The sequence below is a fragment of the Picosynechococcus sp. PCC 7003 genome (genome assembly GCF_001693255.1).
Classification (GTDB): domain Bacteria; phylum Cyanobacteriota; class Cyanobacteriia; order Cyanobacteriales; family MRBY01; genus MRBY01.
On record NZ_CP016474.1, the window covers coordinates 425485 to 443539 of the forward strand.

General features: G+C 50.9%; 17 protein-coding genes and 2 pseudogenes. 10 read left to right on the forward strand and 9 right to left on the reverse strand.

Translation table 11 applies throughout. The features are described from left to right. Positions 1–102: 102 nt before the first annotated feature. The 8 genes from AWQ21_RS02000 (at position 103) to AWQ21_RS02035 (ending at position 6964) form a co-directional block, all read left to right on the forward strand. Positions 103–915 (forward strand): TPM domain-containing protein, encoded by an 813-nt coding sequence (locus AWQ21_RS02000; RefSeq protein ID WP_065713098.1) that lies wholly within the window; start codon positions 103–105, stop codon positions 913–915. A gap of 269 nt (positions 916–1184) precedes the next feature. Continuing rightward, positions 1185–2243, forward strand: a complete 1059-nt coding sequence (locus AWQ21_RS02005) for a ribonucleotide-diphosphate reductase subunit beta (RefSeq protein WP_198159677.1) — start codon at positions 1185–1187, stop codon at positions 2241–2243. 151 nt (positions 2244–2394) lie between these two features. Beyond that, entirely contained in the window at positions 2395–2751 is a 357-nt protein-coding gene (locus AWQ21_RS02010) for an STAS domain-containing protein (protein WP_065713100.1), read from the forward strand. A gap of 14 nt (positions 2752–2765) precedes the next feature. After that, positions 2766–3161 (forward strand): Mini-ribonuclease 3, encoded by a 396-nt coding sequence (locus tag AWQ21_RS02015; protein WP_065713101.1) that lies wholly within the window; start codon positions 2766–2768, stop codon positions 3159–3161. Between the two features lie 513 nt (positions 3162–3674). After that, the gene (gene rlmB / locus AWQ21_RS02020) at positions 3675–4565 is read left to right on the forward strand and encodes a 23S rRNA (guanosine(2251)-2'-O)-methyltransferase RlmB (protein WP_065715174.1); all 891 of its coding nucleotides are present in this window, start codon (positions 3675–3677) and stop codon (positions 4563–4565) included. A 130-nt stretch (positions 4566–4695) separates the two neighbouring features. Continuing rightward, positions 4696–4974 carry a DUF1816 domain-containing protein gene (locus tag AWQ21_RS02025; RefSeq protein ID WP_065713102.1) on the forward strand — a complete coding sequence of 93 codons (279 nt, stop codon included), beginning with the start codon at positions 4696–4698 and terminating at the stop codon, positions 4972–4974. Positions 4975–5174: 200 nt separating this feature from the next. After that, positions 5175–6056 carry a glycine--tRNA ligase subunit alpha gene (gene glyQ, locus AWQ21_RS02030; protein ID WP_012306021.1) on the forward strand — a complete coding sequence of 294 codons (882 nt, stop codon included), beginning with the start codon at positions 5175–5177 and terminating at the stop codon, positions 6054–6056. Between the two features lie 38 nt (positions 6057–6094). Next, positions 6095–6964: a fructosamine kinase family protein gene (locus tag AWQ21_RS02035; protein WP_065713103.1), complete on the forward strand. Its 870-nt coding sequence runs from the start codon at positions 6095–6097 to the stop codon at positions 6962–6964. On the opposite strand, the gene AWQ21_RS02040 is transcribed toward AWQ21_RS02035, so the two are convergent. After that, a complete protein-coding gene (locus AWQ21_RS02040) occupies positions 6945–7649 on the reverse strand; it encodes a TIGR04282 family arsenosugar biosynthesis glycosyltransferase (protein ID WP_232315031.1) in 705 nt (234 codons plus the stop codon). The two genes, AWQ21_RS02035 and AWQ21_RS02040, sit on opposite strands and share 20 nt — an antisense overlap. Beyond that, the gene (tsaB, locus tag AWQ21_RS02045; RefSeq protein WP_232315032.1) at positions 7577–8251 is read right to left on the reverse strand and encodes a tRNA (adenosine(37)-N6)-threonylcarbamoyltransferase complex dimerization subunit type 1 TsaB; all 675 of its coding nucleotides are present in this window, start codon (positions 8249–8251) and stop codon (positions 7577–7579) included. Before tsaB ends, AWQ21_RS02040 begins: the two co-directional genes overlap by 73 nt. A gap of 127 nt (positions 8252–8378) precedes the next feature. Here tsaB and rpsN point away from each other — a divergent pair, with 127 nt between their 5' ends. Both rpsN and AWQ21_RS02055 read left to right on the forward strand, forming a co-directional pair. Continuing rightward, positions 8379–8681, forward strand: coding sequence for a 30S ribosomal protein S14 (gene rpsN, locus AWQ21_RS02050; RefSeq protein WP_065713105.1), 303 nt, complete (start codon positions 8379–8381; stop codon positions 8679–8681). Between the two features lie 230 nt (positions 8682–8911). Beyond that, on the forward strand, positions 8912–9160 hold the full coding sequence (locus tag AWQ21_RS02055) for a hypothetical protein (protein WP_012306026.1): 249 nt from the start codon (positions 8912–8914) through the stop codon (positions 9158–9160). Between the two features lie 34 nt (positions 9161–9194). Here the strand turns inward: AWQ21_RS02055 and AWQ21_RS02060 are convergent, their stop codons facing one another. From AWQ21_RS02060 to AWQ21_RS02090, 7 genes and pseudogenes are all read right to left on the reverse strand, one after another. Next, positions 9195–10832 carry an ABC transporter substrate-binding protein gene (locus AWQ21_RS02060; RefSeq protein ID WP_065713106.1) on the reverse strand — a complete coding sequence of 546 codons (1638 nt, stop codon included), beginning with the start codon at positions 10830–10832 and terminating at the stop codon, positions 9195–9197. Between the two features lie 20 nt (positions 10833–10852). Beyond that, on the reverse strand, positions 10853–11719 hold the full coding sequence (gene larE, locus AWQ21_RS02065) for an ATP-dependent sacrificial sulfur transferase LarE (protein ID WP_065713107.1): 867 nt from the start codon (positions 11717–11719) through the stop codon (positions 10853–10855). A gap of 471 nt (positions 11720–12190) precedes the next feature. Then, positions 12191–12925: pseudogene (urtD, locus tag AWQ21_RS16690) on the reverse strand (urea ABC transporter ATP-binding protein UrtD); the annotation flags it as partial. Positions 12926–12934: 9 nt separating this feature from the next. Continuing rightward, positions 12935–14104 (reverse strand): urea ABC transporter permease subunit UrtC, encoded by a 1170-nt coding sequence (gene urtC / locus AWQ21_RS02075; RefSeq protein WP_065713109.1) that lies wholly within the window; start codon positions 14102–14104, stop codon positions 12935–12937. Between the two features lie 37 nt (positions 14105–14141). Beyond that, positions 14142–15320, reverse strand: a complete 1179-nt coding sequence (locus AWQ21_RS02080) for an ABC transporter permease subunit (RefSeq protein WP_065713110.1) — start codon at positions 15318–15320, stop codon at positions 14142–14144. A gap of 99 nt (positions 15321–15419) precedes the next feature. Next, positions 15420–16753: pseudogene (urtA, locus tag AWQ21_RS02085) on the reverse strand (urea ABC transporter substrate-binding protein). 349 nt (positions 16754–17102) lie between these two features. Next, positions 17103–18053: an ADP-ribosylglycohydrolase family protein gene (locus tag AWQ21_RS02090; protein WP_065713111.1), complete on the reverse strand. Its 951-nt coding sequence runs from the start codon at positions 18051–18053 to the stop codon at positions 17103–17105. Positions 18054–18055: the final 2 nt, after the last annotated feature.

Here is an 18055-nt window from a genome sequence, read left to right on the forward strand (position 1 = left end):
AAATCTTAAAATACTTAAAATAAAGTAACAAGCCGTAATAAAAACGCGATTAATTTTCATAATTAGCGGCCCCTGCTGGCTTCATTATTTTTAGAAATTTCTATGAATCATTTCTTGCCTCGTCCCCTGCTCCGTAGTCTTTTCGCGGTCTGTTTGGCGGTGATGACCTGGGCGATCGCCCCCGCTGCCTTCGCCGTTAACAACCCTGAACTGCTCCCCGATTACGAAACGCCGGTCGTGGATTTGGCGAACTTCCTCCCCCAGCTCCAGGAAGAAAATCTCGTGACGGATCTGAACAATTTTGAAGCAGAAACGGGCTGGAAAATGCGCGTCTTGACCCAATTTGACCGCAGTCCCGGACGGGCCGTGAAAGAGTATTGGGGCCTTGATGATAAAAGTATCTTGCTCGTTGCCGATGGTCGGGGGGGCAACCTATTGGCCTTTAGCATTGGTGACGATGTGTATGAACTGATGCCCCGCACCTTCTGGATCGAACTCCAGACCCGCTTCGGCAATATGTATTACGTCCGTGAGCATGGCGAAAATCAGGCGATCGCCGATGCCCTAGAAACTGTCAAAACCTGTGTTACCAAAGAAGGTGGTTGTATCGTTGTGCCTGGCTTACCCCGTGAACAGTGGCTACTCACCCTCATTAGTTCCGTGGTTGGGGGTGTTATCTGTGGTTTTGCCGCCATTCCCCGCAAAGAAGGTCAAGCCTTTGCTTGGCAGTGGGCCTTAATCATGTCTCCCCTCTGGGGCATCCTGTTCCTCGCCTTTGGTGTTGGCCCCGTTGTCACCCGCACCTCCGACTGGTTACCCCTATTGCGCAATATTCTCGGCTTCATGATGGGGGCGATCGTGGCGTTCATTGCGCCGATGTTTAATCAACCAAATCCTTCTGAATCCGAATCTTAAGCCACAGCATTATTTTCATAATTGAGAGAATAAGCTCAAAATTCTTGTGAATCAACGAGATTAGAGTCAGATATGGAATAACCCTTTTTTTCCTCAACCATTTTCCTGTTTCGATATTTCTCTTGAATCGGGTTTTTTTTGAAAAAGCTTTCTTACTCAAAATTGGTTGTGGAAAGAAATATTCTGTGGGAAGATAAAGGGTTTTAATTAAACTTCTTTTTTTGACGAAACAACAAATTTTAAATAAAAAACGCAGAGTTCACATCCCCATGCCACAAACACTACTTAACCAGATGCCTATAAATCCCATCTTTAATCCAGATGGGAATGACGATATCGCTCACCGTTCCATTTGGTTCGGGGAAACCACCAACCTGATGCAGCTAAACGATGTCCGCTACCCTTGGGCAGTGGGACTGTACCAACAAATGCGGGAAAATTTTTGGATTCCCCAAAAGCTCGACATTACCCAGGATGTCACCGATTACCACAACCTGACGGACTCGGAACGCCGTGCCTTTGACGGGATCCTTAGCTACCTGACCTTCCTCGATTCTGTCCAAACCTGCAATCTTCCCCACATCAAAAGCTCAATTACGGCCCCAGAGATCAGCCTCTGTATTGCCGAGCAGATCTCCCAGGAGGGGATGCATAACCAGTCCTATCAATACATGATTGAGACGATTATCCCTAGCGACCGCCGCACTGCCGTCTATGATTTTTGGCGCACGGATAAAGTTTTACGCGATCGCTGTGAGTACATTGCCAGCAACTACCAACGCTACATCGACAATCCCACCCCAGAAAATTATTTCACGACCCTCGTCGCTGATTACCTCCTAGAGGGACTGTATTTTTACAATGGCTTTGTGTTCTTCTATAACCTCGCCTCACGGATGTTGATGCCTGGTTCTGCGGATATCTTTAAAATGATTAACCGGGATGAACTCAGCCACGTGCGCTTATTCCAAAAGCTGATCCCAGAAGCCATGGCCACCTTTGATCATTCCGTTGACCATATTTATGAAATGGTGGAACGGGCTGTACAGTACGAATGTCAGTGGACAAACCACATTGTCGGCAACGATATCCTCGGCATTACAGAACAAAGCACCGAGATTTACACCAAATATTTAGCGAATATTCGTCTACAAGCCATTGGCCTTGAACCGTTATACAAAGGGGATCAATACAAGAAAAGTCCCTACCGTCACCTCGAACGGTTCTCGGATACGAAAAAAGAAGGCAATACCAAAGCTAACTTCTTTGAGGCCGGGGTTACCAGCTACGTGATGTCATCGGGGATTACGGGTTGGGATGAGTTTTAAGCCGGCTTTGGGGCGATGATGCAGCAAAAAATCTGTAGTTTGTTGTACTGTTTTTCGTCCCTTATTCTGCCCGCAGTCGCAATGAGCTAAAATTAGCGTTGCATATTCCGTTCAGTTTGAGGAGGAGAGGACTATTCCTGAACCGCTAAATCTGACTGTAAGTTTGAGAGGAACTTACGAAGTCATTGACAACAAATATCAAATTTTCCGCTTAACTGGGTTATTGGATGCCTTTTCCGAACCTGTGTTTAGTACCGCCATCAAAAGCCGGATTAATGAAGGCCCCCACGATATTATCCTCTCCCTAGCCCAAATTGATTTTGTGGATAGCTCTGGTATCGGTGCCCTGGTGCAGTTGGTCAAACACACCCAAAATGCTGGGGGAACGATGCAAGTGGTAACCAATCCACGGGTAACCCAAACGGTAAAGTTAGTTCGCCTAGAGAAGTTTTTGTCTCTGCGGAACTCCATTGATGAGGCGATCGCCCACCTAGAAGAGAAAAAATAGGGACGAGAAAACCATTGTTTGTCCCTGACATTGCCGCTGATCAGCTCCGACAATTGTCCCCCGCGTCCTTAGCCTATGTGGGGGATGCTGTTTATGAACTCTATAACCGCTGTAATTTTTTGTTGCCCCCCTGTCGCATTGCGGATTACCACGGTAAGGTGGTGGCGGAGGTGCGGGCAGAAACCCAAGCCCAATATCTCACCCTCCTTGAACCCTATTTAAGTGAGCCAGAACAGGACATTGTCCGCCGGGGACGCAATTCAGCAACGGGAAAACCGAGGCGTCTCAGCTTAGCCGTTTATCGGCAGGCCACTGGTTTTGAAGCCCTGGTCGGGTATCTCTATCTCACGAACCCGCAGCGTTTGGCAGAATTATTTACCTATTTACCCCAAGAACGGTCTGGGGTCTGATATGATCAACTCTCTTTTGTGTTTCATTGGGGCTTTTTCTTTAAGGAGCGCCCCCGCCTGAGGTAAGACCAAGATATGTTTGTGTTGATTTTTTGATTTTTTAATGGGCCACGGCTGGAAAAGGTAACTTTGCTGATTCTAAATAACCTAAGTCATATTTAGGCGATCGCCCCAGCCTCTGTAACTGATTTTCCTTGACAAGTTAATACATCTGAACGACTAAAGACTGAATTTTTTATGAACAAGCCACATCGATCCGATTCGGGTAAAAAATACGGTAGAGCCGCCGGGGGAAGAGACCGCAAACCAAGTAAAAAGTACGGAAAAGCCACTTCCTTTGATCGGGATCGACGTTCTGATCGCCGCGAAGATGGCGGTAAGTTTGAACGAGGCGATCGCCCATCTCCCCGGCGTAAGGGTCAATTTTCCCGGCGCGAAGAAGGGGGAGAGCGCTCCTTTAAACGTTTTGATAAACGTGGTAGCCAAGGTGCTGGCCCCACCAAAAGACGTCCCATCGAAGACCGCCCCAAACCCCAGCGGAGTCAATCGTCAGAGTTCCCTTCCCAAGAGGCTCTTGAACTCACTCCCCAAACCGCCCCAGGGGAAGTCCCAGAAGAGGTCACCACAGAAGAAGATAATGACCTCATCTACGGCAAGCATGCGGTGTTATCGGTGCTTGAGAGCGAACGTCCCCTCAACCGAATTTGGGTGACCTCTCGCCTGCGCCACGCCAATCGTTTCCATACCCTCCTCCAGGCCGCCAAAAACCAAGGCACAGTCATCGACGAAGTGAGTATGTCTCGCCTAGACTACTTGACCAATCGGGGTGTCCACCAAGGGATCGCTGTGCAGACTGCTCCCTATGAATATATGGATTTGCCGGACCTCATTGAACAGGCCAAGGCCAAAACAGAATCCCCCGTAGTTGTGATCGCCGACGGCATCACCGATCCCCATAATTTAGGGGCAATTATTCGTACAGCTGAAGCCATTGGCGCCCAAGGAATGATTATTCCCCAACGGCGGGCGGTGGGGGTGACCTCGACGGTGATGAAAGTAGCCGCCGGTGCCCTAGAACATTTCCCCGTCGCACAGGTGGTCAATCTTAGTCGGGCCATGGAAGAACTCAAGGAAGCCGGTTTCTGGATTTATGGCACCGCCGCAGGAACCAGTAAAGCCTTACACAATATTAAATTTGAAGGTGCGATAGGATTAGTTATCGGTTCGGAAGGACAAGGTCTTAGTTTGTTGACGCAAAAGCATTGTGATGAACTGGTTGCAATTCCGATGACGGGGAAAACCCCTAGCCTAAACGCTTCCGTCGCTGCGGCGATCGCCTTATATGAAGTGTACCGACAAAAGCTTGTACGCCAGGTGCAAATTACCCTCCCGGATACCCCCTAAGGCAGTATGCAAAATGAGCGTTTTAGGGATAAAACAAGAGTTGTTGGGTTGTACCCAGGCAAGCTATCTTCAACAACAAGTATTTTTCCAGTAGACCCATACCTCAAACTTCACCACCACAGGGACAGATATGAAAGAACTTTTGCTCAAGCTCTTCGAGACCATTGGCCGCGCCTATTGGCTTGAAATTACCACTGAGCAACCGGAGTGTACCTACTACTTTGGTCCTTACCTCAGTCGCAAAGAGGCGATCGCCGCCCAAGCAGGCTTCCTCGAAGACCTCACCAATGAAGGAGCCCAAAACATCGAAGTGAACCTACAACGGTGTCGTACCCCCAAAGAGCTCACCATTTTCGATGACTCCGAGTCAAAAAAAACTCTGATGCCCATCTTTAGCTTTAGCCATTAGCGGCTTAACCCTTCCCCCTGGTGATCCCCATTTTTTTGTTTGTGCCCTAGCGTCATTCACAATGGGGATTTTTTGATGTCGTTCCTGAGCCGCTTCCCTGAAACCAGGACATCACAGGGGTAGAAGTCTTGTGATATCTTCATTAGGGAACAAAATCTATATTCTGTCCATTTCCTAGCAAGTGTTCGAGGCAAAATAGCGTGTCGTTAAATTTTCAAGAAATCATCGCCACCCTCAATCAATTTTGGCGGGATCGTGGTTGTCTAATTGCCCAGCCCTACGACACCGAAAAAGGGGCCGGCACCATGAACCACCATACTTTTTTGCGGGCGATTGGCCCTGAGCCTTGGTCCGTTGCCTATGTCGAACCTTGCCGTCGTCCCACCGATGGCCGCTACGGTGAAAATCCCAACCGGGTGCAGCACTACTTCCAGTACCAGGTGATCATTAAACCGTCACCGGACAATATCCAAGAGATCTATTTAGACTCCCTCAAAGCCTTGGGGATTCAACCAGAAGACCACGATATCCGCTTTGTGGAAGATAACTGGGAATCACCAACCCTCGGTGCCTGGGGTGTGGGCTGGGAAGTGTGGCTTGATGGCATGGAAATCACCCAATTCACTTACTTCCAGCAATGTGGTGGCCTCGATTGTCGTCCGGTTTGTATTGAAATTACCTATGGCCTAGAACGCTTGGCGATGTACCTCCAGGAAGTGGATGCGATCACCAAGATTCGCTGGAATGAGACCACCAGCTATGGGGATATTTTCCTGCAAAGTGAAATTGAACAATGTACCTACAATTTCGAAGCGTCTAATCCGGAAATGTTGTTCCAGCTATTTTCGCTCTACGAAGCAGAAGCCCAACAACTGATCGAAAAAGGGCTGGTGATGCCGAGCCTCGATTATGTGCTGAAATGTTCCCACACGTTTAATTTGCTCGATGCGCGCGGGGTCATTGCCGTGGCCGAACGCACCCGCTACATTGGGCGAATTCGTCACATGGCCCGTCAGGTCGCCCACCTCTACCTTGCCCAACGGGAAGAATTGGGCTTTCCGTTACAAAAGGCGATCGCCTAAGCTAAAGACAGACTCCGCCGACGAATTGAGGTATTGCGATGCGTACTTCCCTAGGGGCCATTGCCGAGCACATTGCGGCAACCACTGGCCAACCGTTTACCCTCGAACAGCAGCGTTCTGTGGGGGGCGGCTGCATTAACCAGGGCTACTGTCTAGCCGGCTCTGGCCAGCGGTACTTTGTAAAGCTAAATCGCCCGAATCAAACGGCCATGTTCGCCGCAGAAGCCTTGGCTCTCCAGCAAATGGACGCCACCCAAACCATCCGTGTTCCCCGGCCGATCTGTTGGGGGGAAACCGAGAGTAATAGTTATATCGTCCTGGAATGGATCGACCTCGGTGGTGGCAGTGGTGATGCTTGGCAAGCAATGGGCCGTCACCTCGCAGCACTCCATCGTCAGGGCACGGCAGAAAAATTTGGCTGGGATCGCCCCAACACCATTGGCTCTACCCCCCAAATGAACGACTGGCAAAGCGATTGGGCGGAGTTTTGGGCGGAACAGCGCCTTGGTTATCAACTGCGTTTGGCTAGACGAAAGGGGGGAGATTTTCCGGAGCCACAGCGGATCATCGACGGGGTGCACAGAATTTTGCGGGATCATCGACCCCAGCCTTCCCTCGTCCACGGGGATCTTTGGTCAGGGAATGCCGCAGTGACCGCCCAGGGGGAACCGATTATTTTTGATCCGGCGGCCTACTATGGCGATCGCGAAGTGGATATTGCGATGACAGAGCTATTTGGTGGTTTTCCGGGACGCTTTTACCAGGGCTATAACGAGGCTTGGCCCCTGGATTCTGGCTATGGCGATCGCCGCGATTTGTACAACCTCTACCATGTGCTCAATCACTTTAATTTATTTGGTGGGGGCTACGGCAACCAGGCTAAGCGAATTATTCAGCAGCTTTTTTAAGGTTATTTTTGAAGTTGTCCCAAACCCTGAGATCCGCTGGCTCGTCAATGTCCTGGAGTATCGGCAGTAACGCGAGGCGCAAATTTAACTGCTGACAGCGGGTCTGGGTTTCAGAGAAAACTTGAGCCGTCCCCCAGGGCATGTCGGTAAACAGCCCAGAGACATTCTGGCGCAGACCAATCAGATAATAACCACCGTCCACCGCTGGGCCAAGGACGACTTCAGCAGAATTTAGTTTGTCAAAGGCCGCTGCGAGAATTTCACCCGTAATCCCTGGGCAATCGATGCCAATCACCACGGTTTTGGCGTAACCCTGTTGTTCACTGGTTTGAAAAGCGTGAATCAGGCGATCGCCTAAATCTTGGCCCTGTTGCGCTTGGTAATGCCACTGCTCCCCCAGCCAGGCGTTCATCTGGGTCGTTGTGCCACCGGAAAAATAAATAGAAATAGCGGCATTTTCCAAGACTTCTACGGTTTTTAGGGTATGTTCCGTGAGGTGGCGTTGTAACGTTGCGGCCCCCGCCGCCCCCAAAGCAGGGATTAACCGGGTCTTGGTCTGGCCCGGCACCGGATAGCGGGTGAAAATAATCAAATGAGCGGCCTGGTTACCCATCACTGATAAACGGGGTGCTGCCCATAGAACGGCACCACCGCGCCCCAAGGCCCCTGGGGTTCCCCTTGCCATTGGGATTGGGCGAGGCTCAAAACTTCGGTGACAGTCTCGCCAATTGCTTCTGGGGGATCAAGCACCTGTAAATCAGGAAAATTGCTCTGACAATCCGCCCAGGCCGTGGGGGTAAATAACTGATCCGGCACCAGGGCGATCGCCCCTGTCGCCGTGATTTGATAAATGGCCCCAAATACCGCCCCCCGTCGCGCGGGCAAAGCAACGGCGACCGTTTGATCCAGACGATTTTCCCGGCCCTGAAAGGCGATCGCCGCTAAAGTCGAAATGCCATAGAGGGGAATGTTTAACTGTTGGGCGAGGGTGCGGGCTGTGACAACCCCCAAGCGGGTACCTGTAAAGCCCCCAGGCCCCTTCGCCACTCCTAAAAATGCGATGTCTTGCCAAGCATGGGGCTGGATAAATTCCTGGAGATAGCAGTGGAGTTGCGCCGATAAATCCCGACCCAGATCCCACAGGGCGGTACGTTGTTCCCCCGTGGTCAGATGCCGCAAACTCAGCCCTAACTGGGGGGTCGTGGTGTGGAGTGCTAAACCCAAGGAGGGCTCCGGTGCGATCGCCATAACTGCCTGTAGATTGCCACAAATAACAAGACTTTTCATTCTAGGCGATCGCCTGCCCATTCCCCAACGGCAGCCCAGCAGATTTCCCCCTGAGGATTAGGAATTTGGGCCATTTGAGCTATGATAGAAAATGCTGTCTTTATATAGAATTTTTAGACTAAATTTCATGGCCAAGAAATCAATGATTGAGCGCGACAGAAAACGTGCTCGCATGGTGGCAAAATACGCCGCAAAAAGAGCTGCCCTTAAGGAAGCTTTCAACAACGCGGCTGATCCCCTCGAAAAGCTCGAAATCCACCGCAAAATTCAAAATCTCCCCCGCAACAGCTCGCCGACTCGGATGCGTAACCGTTGCCAAATTACCGGCAGACCCCGCAGCTACTACCGTGACTTCGGTCTGTGCCGTAACGTCCTCCGGGATTGGGCTCACCAAGGTTTACTCCCCGGTGTGGTTAAATCCAGCTGGTAGTCACTGGCCTCTGCACCAGTGGTTAAGGCAATTTAGCCATTATTTTTGTAATATCTTTCCTAAGGTAGAGCCTCGCTTTACCTTTTTTTGTGGCTACAGGGAAAAGGTGTCAGTTTTCAAAAAAGCATCTGGCAACACCTCCCCTGCAGAAATTCTTTCGTTACACTAGAGTCGTCTTTTGGTGTCTTGTATTGATTAAAACCCCATTGGAGTTACCCTAGGCGATCGCCATGTCTGAATCCGAAAAAGAAAAATTTTTATTTCCCATTGAAAGCTATCGAGGCGACTTCAAAATGGAGAAAGTCCTCTTTAATGCCAACCTCCAGGAGTTTGCCCAGCGGGTCAATTTTATCTGCAACCTAGAAACAAACGGCAAAATTTCATCACAGCAAGCCTATCAAGAGATAAAAAACCTTTGGAAAACTCTCAAAAGTACCCGTAAAAGCCTTGAACTCCCCGATGAGGAGAACAAAGCCTAATCTTTTTTGAAAAATTATACGGGCGATCTTTGCGCTACTTTTCCACAAGCCAGAGGGGTAAACTTTGGCTTGGATTTACAGCTAAACCTTGAATATTGGCCTGGGCAAAAACATATTCTTTCCCTTGCCAAATGGGAATATAAGGCACATCCGCCACCATCTGTTCTTGGATTTGCGTGAAAATTTCGAGGCGTTTTGTCGGGTCAGTTTCCGTCCGTTGGGCATCAATTAATTGGTTCATCGCTTCATTCCAATAAAAAGACCCTTGGTTCTGTGCGCCTCCCGATTCACAGCCCGTTTCTGGGGAACCCACCTCACAATTTAGAAGGGGATGAATGTAATTATCCGCATCTAAAAAGTCTGGGTACCAGTTCCCCAGGGCTGCCGGATAAATCCCCTGGGCAATATTTTGGAAAAAGGTCGCTCCTTCGACGCTGCTGGGCTCAAATTGTAATAATCCCCCCAGTTCGCGGTTCGCATATTCCCTGAGGGTCGTGGCGATAATGCCGCGGGTGGTGGAACCAGAGGGATACCAGAGGGGAATCACCGCTGGATTTTCGGGGGTAAACCCGGCTTCGGTGAGGAGGGTTTTGGCTTGTTCGATGTTGGCATCACCATAGGTGCTTTGGAACAGCGGTTGGGACGCCGGAAAAGAAGTGGGAATCAAGCTATAGAGGGGATCCGCTTGGCCATTGAGCACCCGTTCGTTGATCAGGTTGCGGTCTAGGAGAGCGGCGATCGCCTGACGAACTTCTAGCTGATCAAGGGGGGCTTGGTTGCGGTTCAGCACCATAAAATTCACCGCTGTCCCCTCTGCTTCTAGGGCTTGGATCTGGCCGCTTTCTGCCTCCCGGAGCAAATTACTCACCTGTTCTGGCTCTAGGGATTGGTACGCAATATCCACGGCCCCCGTCTGGAGCGCATTAAATAAATTGGCGGCATTACTATTGAAAATCTGAATATCCACCCCAGCATTTTTCGGCGCTTCGCCCCAGTAGTCGTCATTGCGGTCGAGGGTAATCGTGTCACTACCGAAGTTCGTCAACCGATAAGGGCCAGTACCCACCAGTTGACTGGGGTTAAAGGCACCTTCCCCAATTTCATAGGCCGCAGGGGAAACAGCGCTGGCACCGGCAAAGGCCAATAATGCCGGGAAAGCAGCAAAGGGTTGCTTGAGGGTAATGGTTAGCTCATATTCCCCTGTCGCTTCGATATTTTCGATAATGTCTCCCAACAGAAAAGAAGGTTTGCCCTTATTTTCCATAAAGCGATCTAAAGAGAATTTCATTGCCGCTGCGTTAAAGGGTTCACCATCGTGGAAAGTGACCCCTTCTCGTAGGGGAATGGTGTAGGTAAGGCCATCGTCGCTGATGGTGGGAAGCTCTGTGGCCAGGAGGGGTTTGATCTCCGTGGTACCGATTTCGTAGGTGTAGAGGCTTTCGGTGACGTTGTAGATGATATTTAAACCGGCAATTTCGTAGCTATCGGCGGGATCGATGGTGCGGGGTTTTGCGGTGGTGCCCAGGGCCAGACGATTATTCACATCGGTGCTAATGGTCGTCGTTTCACTGCTGGGGGTTGTGCCATTGGGATTAGGATTACAGCTTACCAGGAGGGAACCAAAACAAAGGGCGATCGCCGCTGCGGAATAAAATTGCCGGGAATGGATCATAGTGCTTTTGGACAACAGGACTAGGTGGACTTGATCATAGCGGGATTTGACCCCGAATATTGTTGGGCAGACCGGGTTTGGGGATCGAGGACTTGGTTTAGTTTGCCACTGCGGTAGCCCTCGAGGTCTAGGGTGACGTACAGAAACCCATAGTCTTGGAAAGTTTTAACTAGGGTATCGAGATCTACCTGGACGACAAAATCTCGGATTTGTTCGGGGGGCAACTCAATGCGGGCGGTATCACCCTGGGAACGCACCCGTAGCGATCGCCAACCCAAACGCCGCAGATACACTTCACAACGACCGACCCGCTGGAGTTTTTCGGTGGTGATCAGCTCGCCGTAGGGAAACCGGGAACTAAGGCAGGGTTGCGCGGGTTTATCCCACCAGGGCAGCCCCAACTGTTTGGAAATTTCCCGCACTTCTAATTTGGTGATCCCCACTTCTGCTAAAGGCGATCGCGCTCCCCGTTCTTTGGCCGCTTGGATGCCCGGACGATAATCTTGGAGATCGTCGGCATTTACCCCGTCAATTACGTAGGGATAGCCCCGCTCTAGGGCCAGGGGTTTAAGGGTGTCGTGGAGTTCACTTTTGCAAAAGTAGCAGCGGTTGGCGGGATTGCTGACGTAATTGGGATTTTCCATTTCATGGGTTTCCACCTGTTCGTGGACAATGCCAATGGTTTTCGCCTGGGCGATCGCCGCTTCGAGTTCTTCCGGTAACAGGGATGGTGAGACAGCAGTAATCGCCACGGCGCGATCGCCTAAAACATCGTGGGCCACCTTTGCCACCAAAGTGCTGTCAATGCCGCCAGAATAGGCAATTAAGGCCCGTTCCGTTTCCCGGAAAAAATGTTGCAGTGCCGTGAGTTTTTCTTGCCAAGCCATGGGTCGCCGCGTTCACTGAAGGTTTAGCCTGGGATCTTAACAGATTGCTCTGGTGCTTTTGGCCCCAAGGCGATCGTCATTTCCCTAAGCACCGTAGGCTTGATCAATCTCGGCCTCGATTTCCCGCACCACCTCTAGGGGAAGCCCCAACAGTCCCAGAAGTTGCTGGTAGACAATGCTTTCCAGTTCATTGACCCCATTGGCCCGAATCACCTCATAACTGAGCTTTAGGGCGGTAATTTTCTCAGTGTCCGTGATCAAAGTATCCGTCAACTGTTCTAGGGGAAGATTGCTCGCCAGGTAATTTTCGAGTTCTTCTTGTAGTTGCCCCTGGTGCTGGCTGTCGTTGGTAAATTGCTCACTCAGGCGACTCAGGATCACTTGCTTTTGCTCTGGGGCAAAGTTGCCATCGGCCCAGGCCATACTGGCGGCGATGCGAATCAGGTTCATCTGCTCCGGTGTAACGGTGGGCGCTTCCCCCAGATAAACTTCAATCACTTTGGGGTCGTTCTGTACTTGATTCATGTTTCCTTCGCAGAGCACAGAACCCTGGTGCAGCACCGTTACCTGTCGGGCAATTTGACGCACAAACTCCATATCATGTTCGATCACGATCAGAGAATGGCTTTCAGCGAGGGCGAGGAGCAAATTACCGACGTTTTCTGTTTCTTCATCGGTCAAACCCGCCACGGGTTCATCCACCAACAACAGATCCGGGGATTGGGCCACCAGCATGCCAATTTCTAAGCGCTGTTTTTCGCCATGGGCTAACCAAGCGGCTTGAATATCTGCTTTTTCGGTGAGGCCGATGGTTTCTAAAAGGCTTAGGGTTTGGGTTCTTTCCGTGGCCTTGGTGCCCCCAAAAAGAGTCGGTAAAACATTTTTGTGGCGATTACAGGCGAGGTCGAGGTTTTCGCGCACCGTTAAATTTTGGTAGACCCGGGGCGTTTGAAATTTGCGACCAATGCCGAGGCGGGCCACCTTATGTTCCGGGAGGCCGCTGATAGTTTTACCTTTGAATTTGACTTTCCCTGTGGTGGGTTTGACCTTGCCGGTGATCACATCTAAAAACGTGGTTTTACCGGCACCATTGGGGCCAATGATCACCCGTAGTTCCCCTTTTCCCATGCGAAAGGTGAGGTTATTGAGAGCCTTAAAGCCATCGAAGTTGACGGTCAAATTTTCAATTTCCAAGATATTTTCCATGGCCTCGCCCTACTCCTTTGTCACTAATTGGTCTTCTTGGATATTTTGCACATCGGGATCATCAGCGATTGCCGGATAACTCACTGGCTGGCCGATGCCCAACAGACGGGCCACCTTGACCCAGAGGACATCTCGCACCCAGCCCACAATGCCATCGGGGAGCACTGTCACCACGATTAAAAACAACGCCCCTTGGAAAAAGAGCCAAATTTCTGGGAAGCTTTCACTCAAATAAATGCGGGCAAAGTTGACCAAAATCGTGCCCAGAATTGCGCCGATCAGGGTCGCCCGCCCCCCCACCGCCACGGAAATCACCATCTCAATGGAAAAGGCTACTTCCATGTAGTTCGGCGTAATAATCCCACTCTGCACGGTATACAGCGCCCCGGAGATCCCGGCGATCGCCCCGGCGATCGCAAAGACCACCACCTTAAACCAGGTGGGATCGTAGCCCGTAAACCGCACCCGCGTTTCATCATCCCGAATGGCGATCAACATTCGGCCAAAGCGACCACTCGTCAGCCAGCGACAGAGCAGATAAACCAACAGCAAGGCAACAATCGTTATTTCATAAAACACCAACTGAATTGCCGGATCGCCGACCCGCTGCCCCAGAAAAATGGCAGTATCCGTTTTGAGACCATTGGTGCCGTTGATTAATTTTTGCTGGCCGTTAAAGAAGTTAAAAAAGACCAACAGGGCCGCCTGGGTAATGATCGAAAAATAGACCCCCTTAATGCGATTTCGAAAGACGAGATAGCCCAAAATCCCGGCAACGATCCCCGGCACAAGCACCATGGCAATCAACGTTAGGGGTAGAGAGTAAAAGGGCTGCCAAAAGAGGGGTAATTTTTCGACGCCGTAGAGCATAAAAAATTCAGGAATGGCACCGTCGGGCAATTGTAAATTGAGGTGCATCGCTAGGGCATAGCCACCGAGGGCAAAGAAAATCCCTTGGCCAAGACTGAGCAAGCCGGTATAGCCCCAAATGAGGTCGATCCCCAGGGCGACGATCGCCATGGAGAGAAAACGCCCCACGAGTTTGAGGCGAAATTCCGGCAAAATCAAGGGCAGGATGACCATCGTAATGATCACCAGAGCAAGGATAATTGCTCCCTCAATGAGAAGTTTGGTGCGCTGTTGTTTGCGCTGGTCACGTCGGGTTAAACCTACATTCATGGTGCTGTTTATGGGCTGGGCTATCGGGAAAAAGGCTTTAGAGTTCTGCGGTTCTGCCTTTCGGCGGGAAGAGACCCGCAGGCCGGAATTGGAGGAAGCCGATAATAATCACAAAGGTCATCACCTTCGCCATACTGGTGGTGGCGAAAAAAGTGGCCAAATCCAAGAGAAATTGTGGTGCCTGGAGGGAGGTAAAAACGGTAACAAATGTGCCAGAACCAATGAGATAGCTGATAATCCCCAAACCGAGGGCCGCCAAAATGGTGCCGAGCAAATTACCGACGCCCCCCACCACGACCACCATAAAGGCATCGACGATGTAGTTTTGGCCAGTATTTGGCCCCACGGAACCCAACAGGGCGATCGCCACCCCGGCAATGCCAGCTAAACCAGACCCCAGGGCGAAGGTCAAGGCATCCACGCGGGCGGTGGGAATCCCTAAACAGGAACTCATTTCCCGATTTTGGGTGACGGCACGGATCCGGAGACCCCAGTTGGATTTATTCAAAAACCAGTACATCGCCCCCAGACAAAGCAAGGTCAGGACGATGATAAAAATCCGGCTATAGGGCAGTTGGGCTGAACCCAGGGAAAGTCCGCCCTGGAGCCATTGCGGCGCAGTGACATCCACATTGCGGGCACTAAACCAGGGTTTTGTGAGGGCATCATTTTTCGTCAGATTTACCGCGAAAATCACGCCAAAACCAAGGGCAAAAGCGGCAATCACATTCAATTTATCCAGCCAAATTTTTAGGGCAGCGGCTTGGATCTTGGCCAGGTTTAAGGCTTGGACTACGGCCCAGCGAATCACATCTTTGAGGAGAAAGGCAATCACCCCGAAGGCGATCGCCCAGTTCACACTCCGGACAAACTGCTGCAAAATCAGGCTGACCCCCCAGGTGGCCAAGAGAGTTTCTAGGGGACGGCCATAGAGGTAGCGGATGACGCCCCGTTCTAGGCCAAAGCCCACCGCTGCGGCCACAAAAAAAGCCAGGGGAATGGCAAAGATAATGTAGAGATTAAAAAACGGTTCCCCGAATCCCCGGAACACATTCTGAACCACAAAGGTTGTGTAGGCGCCCAGCATCATTAATTCGCCGTGGGCCAGGTTAATCACCCCCATCAAACCAAAGGCGATCGCCAAACCCAAGGCGGAAACCAGGAGTACAGAGCCAATGCTGACCCCATTAAAAATACCGATTAAAAGTTCTGTCACAGACCAAACCCACCGAGATACGCGCAATAAAACTGCGAGAAAGCCGGATTCTGTAGGGAGGAATGCCAGCTTTCCCGAACAAACATCTGGGATTAACCCCTAGATTTCGTATTTTTCACCCTTTGTGGGATCACTCCAGTCACAGGCAAATCCTTTAGTGGATTCAACATACTGGTTCCAAGCTTGGGGCGCGATGGGGCCGTCGGTTTCCCAGACGATATCGAACATCCCGTCTTCCCGTACCTGACCAATGCGCACGGTCTTCGAGAGGTGGTGGTTGGCATTCATTGTCACGGGGCCTTCGGGGGCGGCGAATTCTTGACCAATGGCGGCATTACGCACAGCTTCGAGGTCATAGGCATCGGCCGCACCACTGGCGATCGCCTGCTCGACAGCTTGCTTCCAGATGTAGACCATGATGTAGGCTGCTTCCATGGGATCATTGGTTACCCGGTCTTCACCGTATTCCGCTTTAAAGTCCGCGACCCACTTTTCGTTTTCAGGGGTTTCCACGGTTTGGAAATAGTTCCAAGACGCATAATGACCCGTGAGATATTCGGGGCCAATCTGGCGGACTTCTTCTTCGGCGATCGACACCGACATCACCGGATATTCCTCGGGGGTGAGACCCGCATCACGAATTTGCTTAAAGAACGCAACGTTACTGTCACCGTTCAAGCTATTGAAAATCACGCCACCGTTGGGGAGCGCTGCTTTGATTTTGGTGATAATTGGCGTTACTTCGGTGTTACCGAGGGGGAGATAGTCTTCGCCGACCGTGGTACCACCTTTGGCTTCTAATTGAGCTTTGATTCTAATTGAGCTTTGATAATGGTATTCGCCGTTCTGGGGAAGACATAGTCAGAACCCACGAGGAAAAATTCTGTTCCTTTGTTTTCGAGGAGCCAGTCTACCGCAGGCTCGATTTGTTGGTTCGGGGCAGCACCAGTGTAGAAGATATTCTTCGAGCATTCTTGACCCTCATACTGGACGGGATAGAACAGCATGTGGTCTTTTGATTCAAAAACATCCTTAACGGCTTTGCGGCTGGCAGATGTCCAGCAGCCAAAGACGACGGCGACACCATCTTGGTCAATGAGTTTTTCTGCCTTTTCTTTGAAGACATCCCAATCGGAAGCACCATCTTCAACGATGGCTTCAATCATTTTGCCGTTAATACCACCGGCGGCATTAATTTCTTTGATGGCGAGTTGTTCGGCTTCGACAACAGTGGTTTCACTAATGGCCATGGTGCCACTAAGGGAGTGGAGAATACCGACTTTGATCGTGTCACCACTGGGGGTAGAGGTTGTGCTGCCACTATCGGGGGTATCAGGGGTTTCTGTGGGTTGGCCGCAGGCTTTGAGGAGGATACTGGAACCGAGGGCGGCGGAACTGTAGAGAATAAATTTACGTCTTCCGAGATTACTCATGATTAATGCGATTTTTTCAAGGGGCTTTGGGATAGTGTGTGGGAGGAAAAAGTTTGAAAGTTTAAGTCGTGTTTAAGCTTTGCAGTGTAAAAGTCCCGCCCCTAAAAAAATGTGACACTTGATACAAAGTGCTGATGCGCTTGGTTCAAGGGTTTGTGAAAGGAAGAGAATTAATTTAACTTTACATTAAAGAAAATCGGGCTAAAAGGCTGTTTATAAAGTTAGTCAATGTCTTGATTTGCCCCCTAAATCTCCTCACTAAATCTCCGGCAAATTGGGGGAGTTTGATCCTATTCATCATTTTAAAATCTCCCCCAAACTGGGAACTGGAGGGCTTTATGATGCTGGGTCAGCGGATGGCCGTGAAAAGGCGATCGCCTAACTGGAGAATGTCATCCCGTCGGGTAATTTGTGTCAACCAAGCAGGGGGAATATCGTCTAGGCCGTAGTAAAGCCCTGCTAACCCGCCGGCGATCGCTGCTGTGGTGTCGGTGTCATCCCCTAAATTCACCGCTGCCAACACCGTATCCGGGTAATTATCGTGGTTTAAACAGCACCAGAGGGCCGCTTCGAGGGCATGGACGACGTAACCGCTCGATGCGATGGTTTCCCTGGGCAGTGTGGCGAAATCTACTGTCAAAAGCCGCTGGTAGTGGCTCAGTTCTGGTTTGTAGATGGAATCGCGATAAAACTCTTCGGCCCGCTGTACGCCCTGTTGGTAGGCAGTGCCAAAACTTTTCCCCTGCAACAGTTCCAGGGCAATGGAAATATAAATACCGCAGGCAATGAGGGAACGGGGGTGACGGTGGGTCAGATAGGAAATGTTGTGGACGAGATCCAAAAGATCGGCATAGGGCAGTCGCTCACCACAAAAGGCGAGGGGCAAAATACGCATCAAGGAGCCGTTGCCATTACTCCGCTCCCCGATTCCGCCCGCTTCCAGGGGGTTGATCCCAGTCAAAATTTGGTTGATCGCCGCGGCGGTGGTATTGCCCACATCAAAGGTTTCGCCGTGGGGTGTCCAGTAGGCTTCCTTGAGCCAGAGGCCCATCTTGCGCCCCAGATGTTCCGGGAGTTCTTCGCCCAGGCCCACTTCGGCGATCGCCTCGGCCAGACAAAAGGTCAGGGAACTATCATCGGACCAAGTGCCGGGGGGTTGGTTGTAGGTGCCGTAGCCCCGCATCGTTGTCACAGGATCTTCTTGGCGGGTACGGCGCTCGGAAAATTCCACGGGTACGCCCAGGGCATCGCCCACGCAAAGCCCCAATAATCCCCCTTGAATTTGTGCCTTTGTGACCATCG

Excerpts from the sequence above, each read along its gene's own strand:
- urtC (WP_065713109.1), bottom strand. The coding sequence starts at position 14,104 with ATGAATGTAGGTTTAACCCGACGTGACCAGCGCAAACAACAGCGCACC.
- rpsN (WP_065713105.1), top strand. The coding sequence starts at position 8,379 with ATGGCCAAGAAATCAATGATTGAGCGCGACAGAAAACGTGCTCGCATG.
- AWQ21_RS02000 (WP_065713098.1), top strand. The coding sequence starts at position 103 with ATGAATCATTTCTTGCCTCGTCCCCTGCTCCGTAGTCTTTTCGCGGTC.
- AWQ21_RS02025 (WP_065713102.1), top strand. The coding sequence starts at position 4,696 with ATGAAAGAACTTTTGCTCAAGCTCTTCGAGACCATTGGCCGCGCCTAT.
- AWQ21_RS02040 (WP_232315031.1), bottom strand. The coding sequence starts at position 7,649 with ATGGCAAGGGGAACCCCAGGGGCCTTGGGGCGCGGTGGTGCCGTTCTA.
- larE (WP_065713107.1), bottom strand. The coding sequence starts at position 11,719 with ATGGCTTGGCAAGAAAAACTCACGGCACTGCAACATTTTTTCCGGGAA.
- AWQ21_RS02035 (WP_065713103.1), top strand. The coding sequence starts at position 6,095 with ATGCGTACTTCCCTAGGGGCCATTGCCGAGCACATTGCGGCAACCACT.
- AWQ21_RS02005 (WP_198159677.1), top strand. The coding sequence starts at position 1,185 with ATGCCACAAACACTACTTAACCAGATGCCTATAAATCCCATCTTTAAT.
- AWQ21_RS02060 (WP_065713106.1), bottom strand. The coding sequence starts at position 10,832 with ATGATCCATTCCCGGCAATTTTATTCCGCAGCGGCGATCGCCCTTTGT.
- AWQ21_RS02090 (WP_065713111.1), bottom strand. The coding sequence starts at position 18,053 with ATGGTCACAAAGGCACAAATTCAAGGGGGATTATTGGGGCTTTGCGTG.
- AWQ21_RS02055 (WP_012306026.1), top strand. The coding sequence starts at position 8,912 with ATGTCTGAATCCGAAAAAGAAAAATTTTTATTTCCCATTGAAAGCTAT.
- tsaB (WP_232315032.1), bottom strand. The coding sequence starts at position 8,251 with ATGAAAAGTCTTGTTATTTGTGGCAATCTACAGGCAGTTATGGCGATC.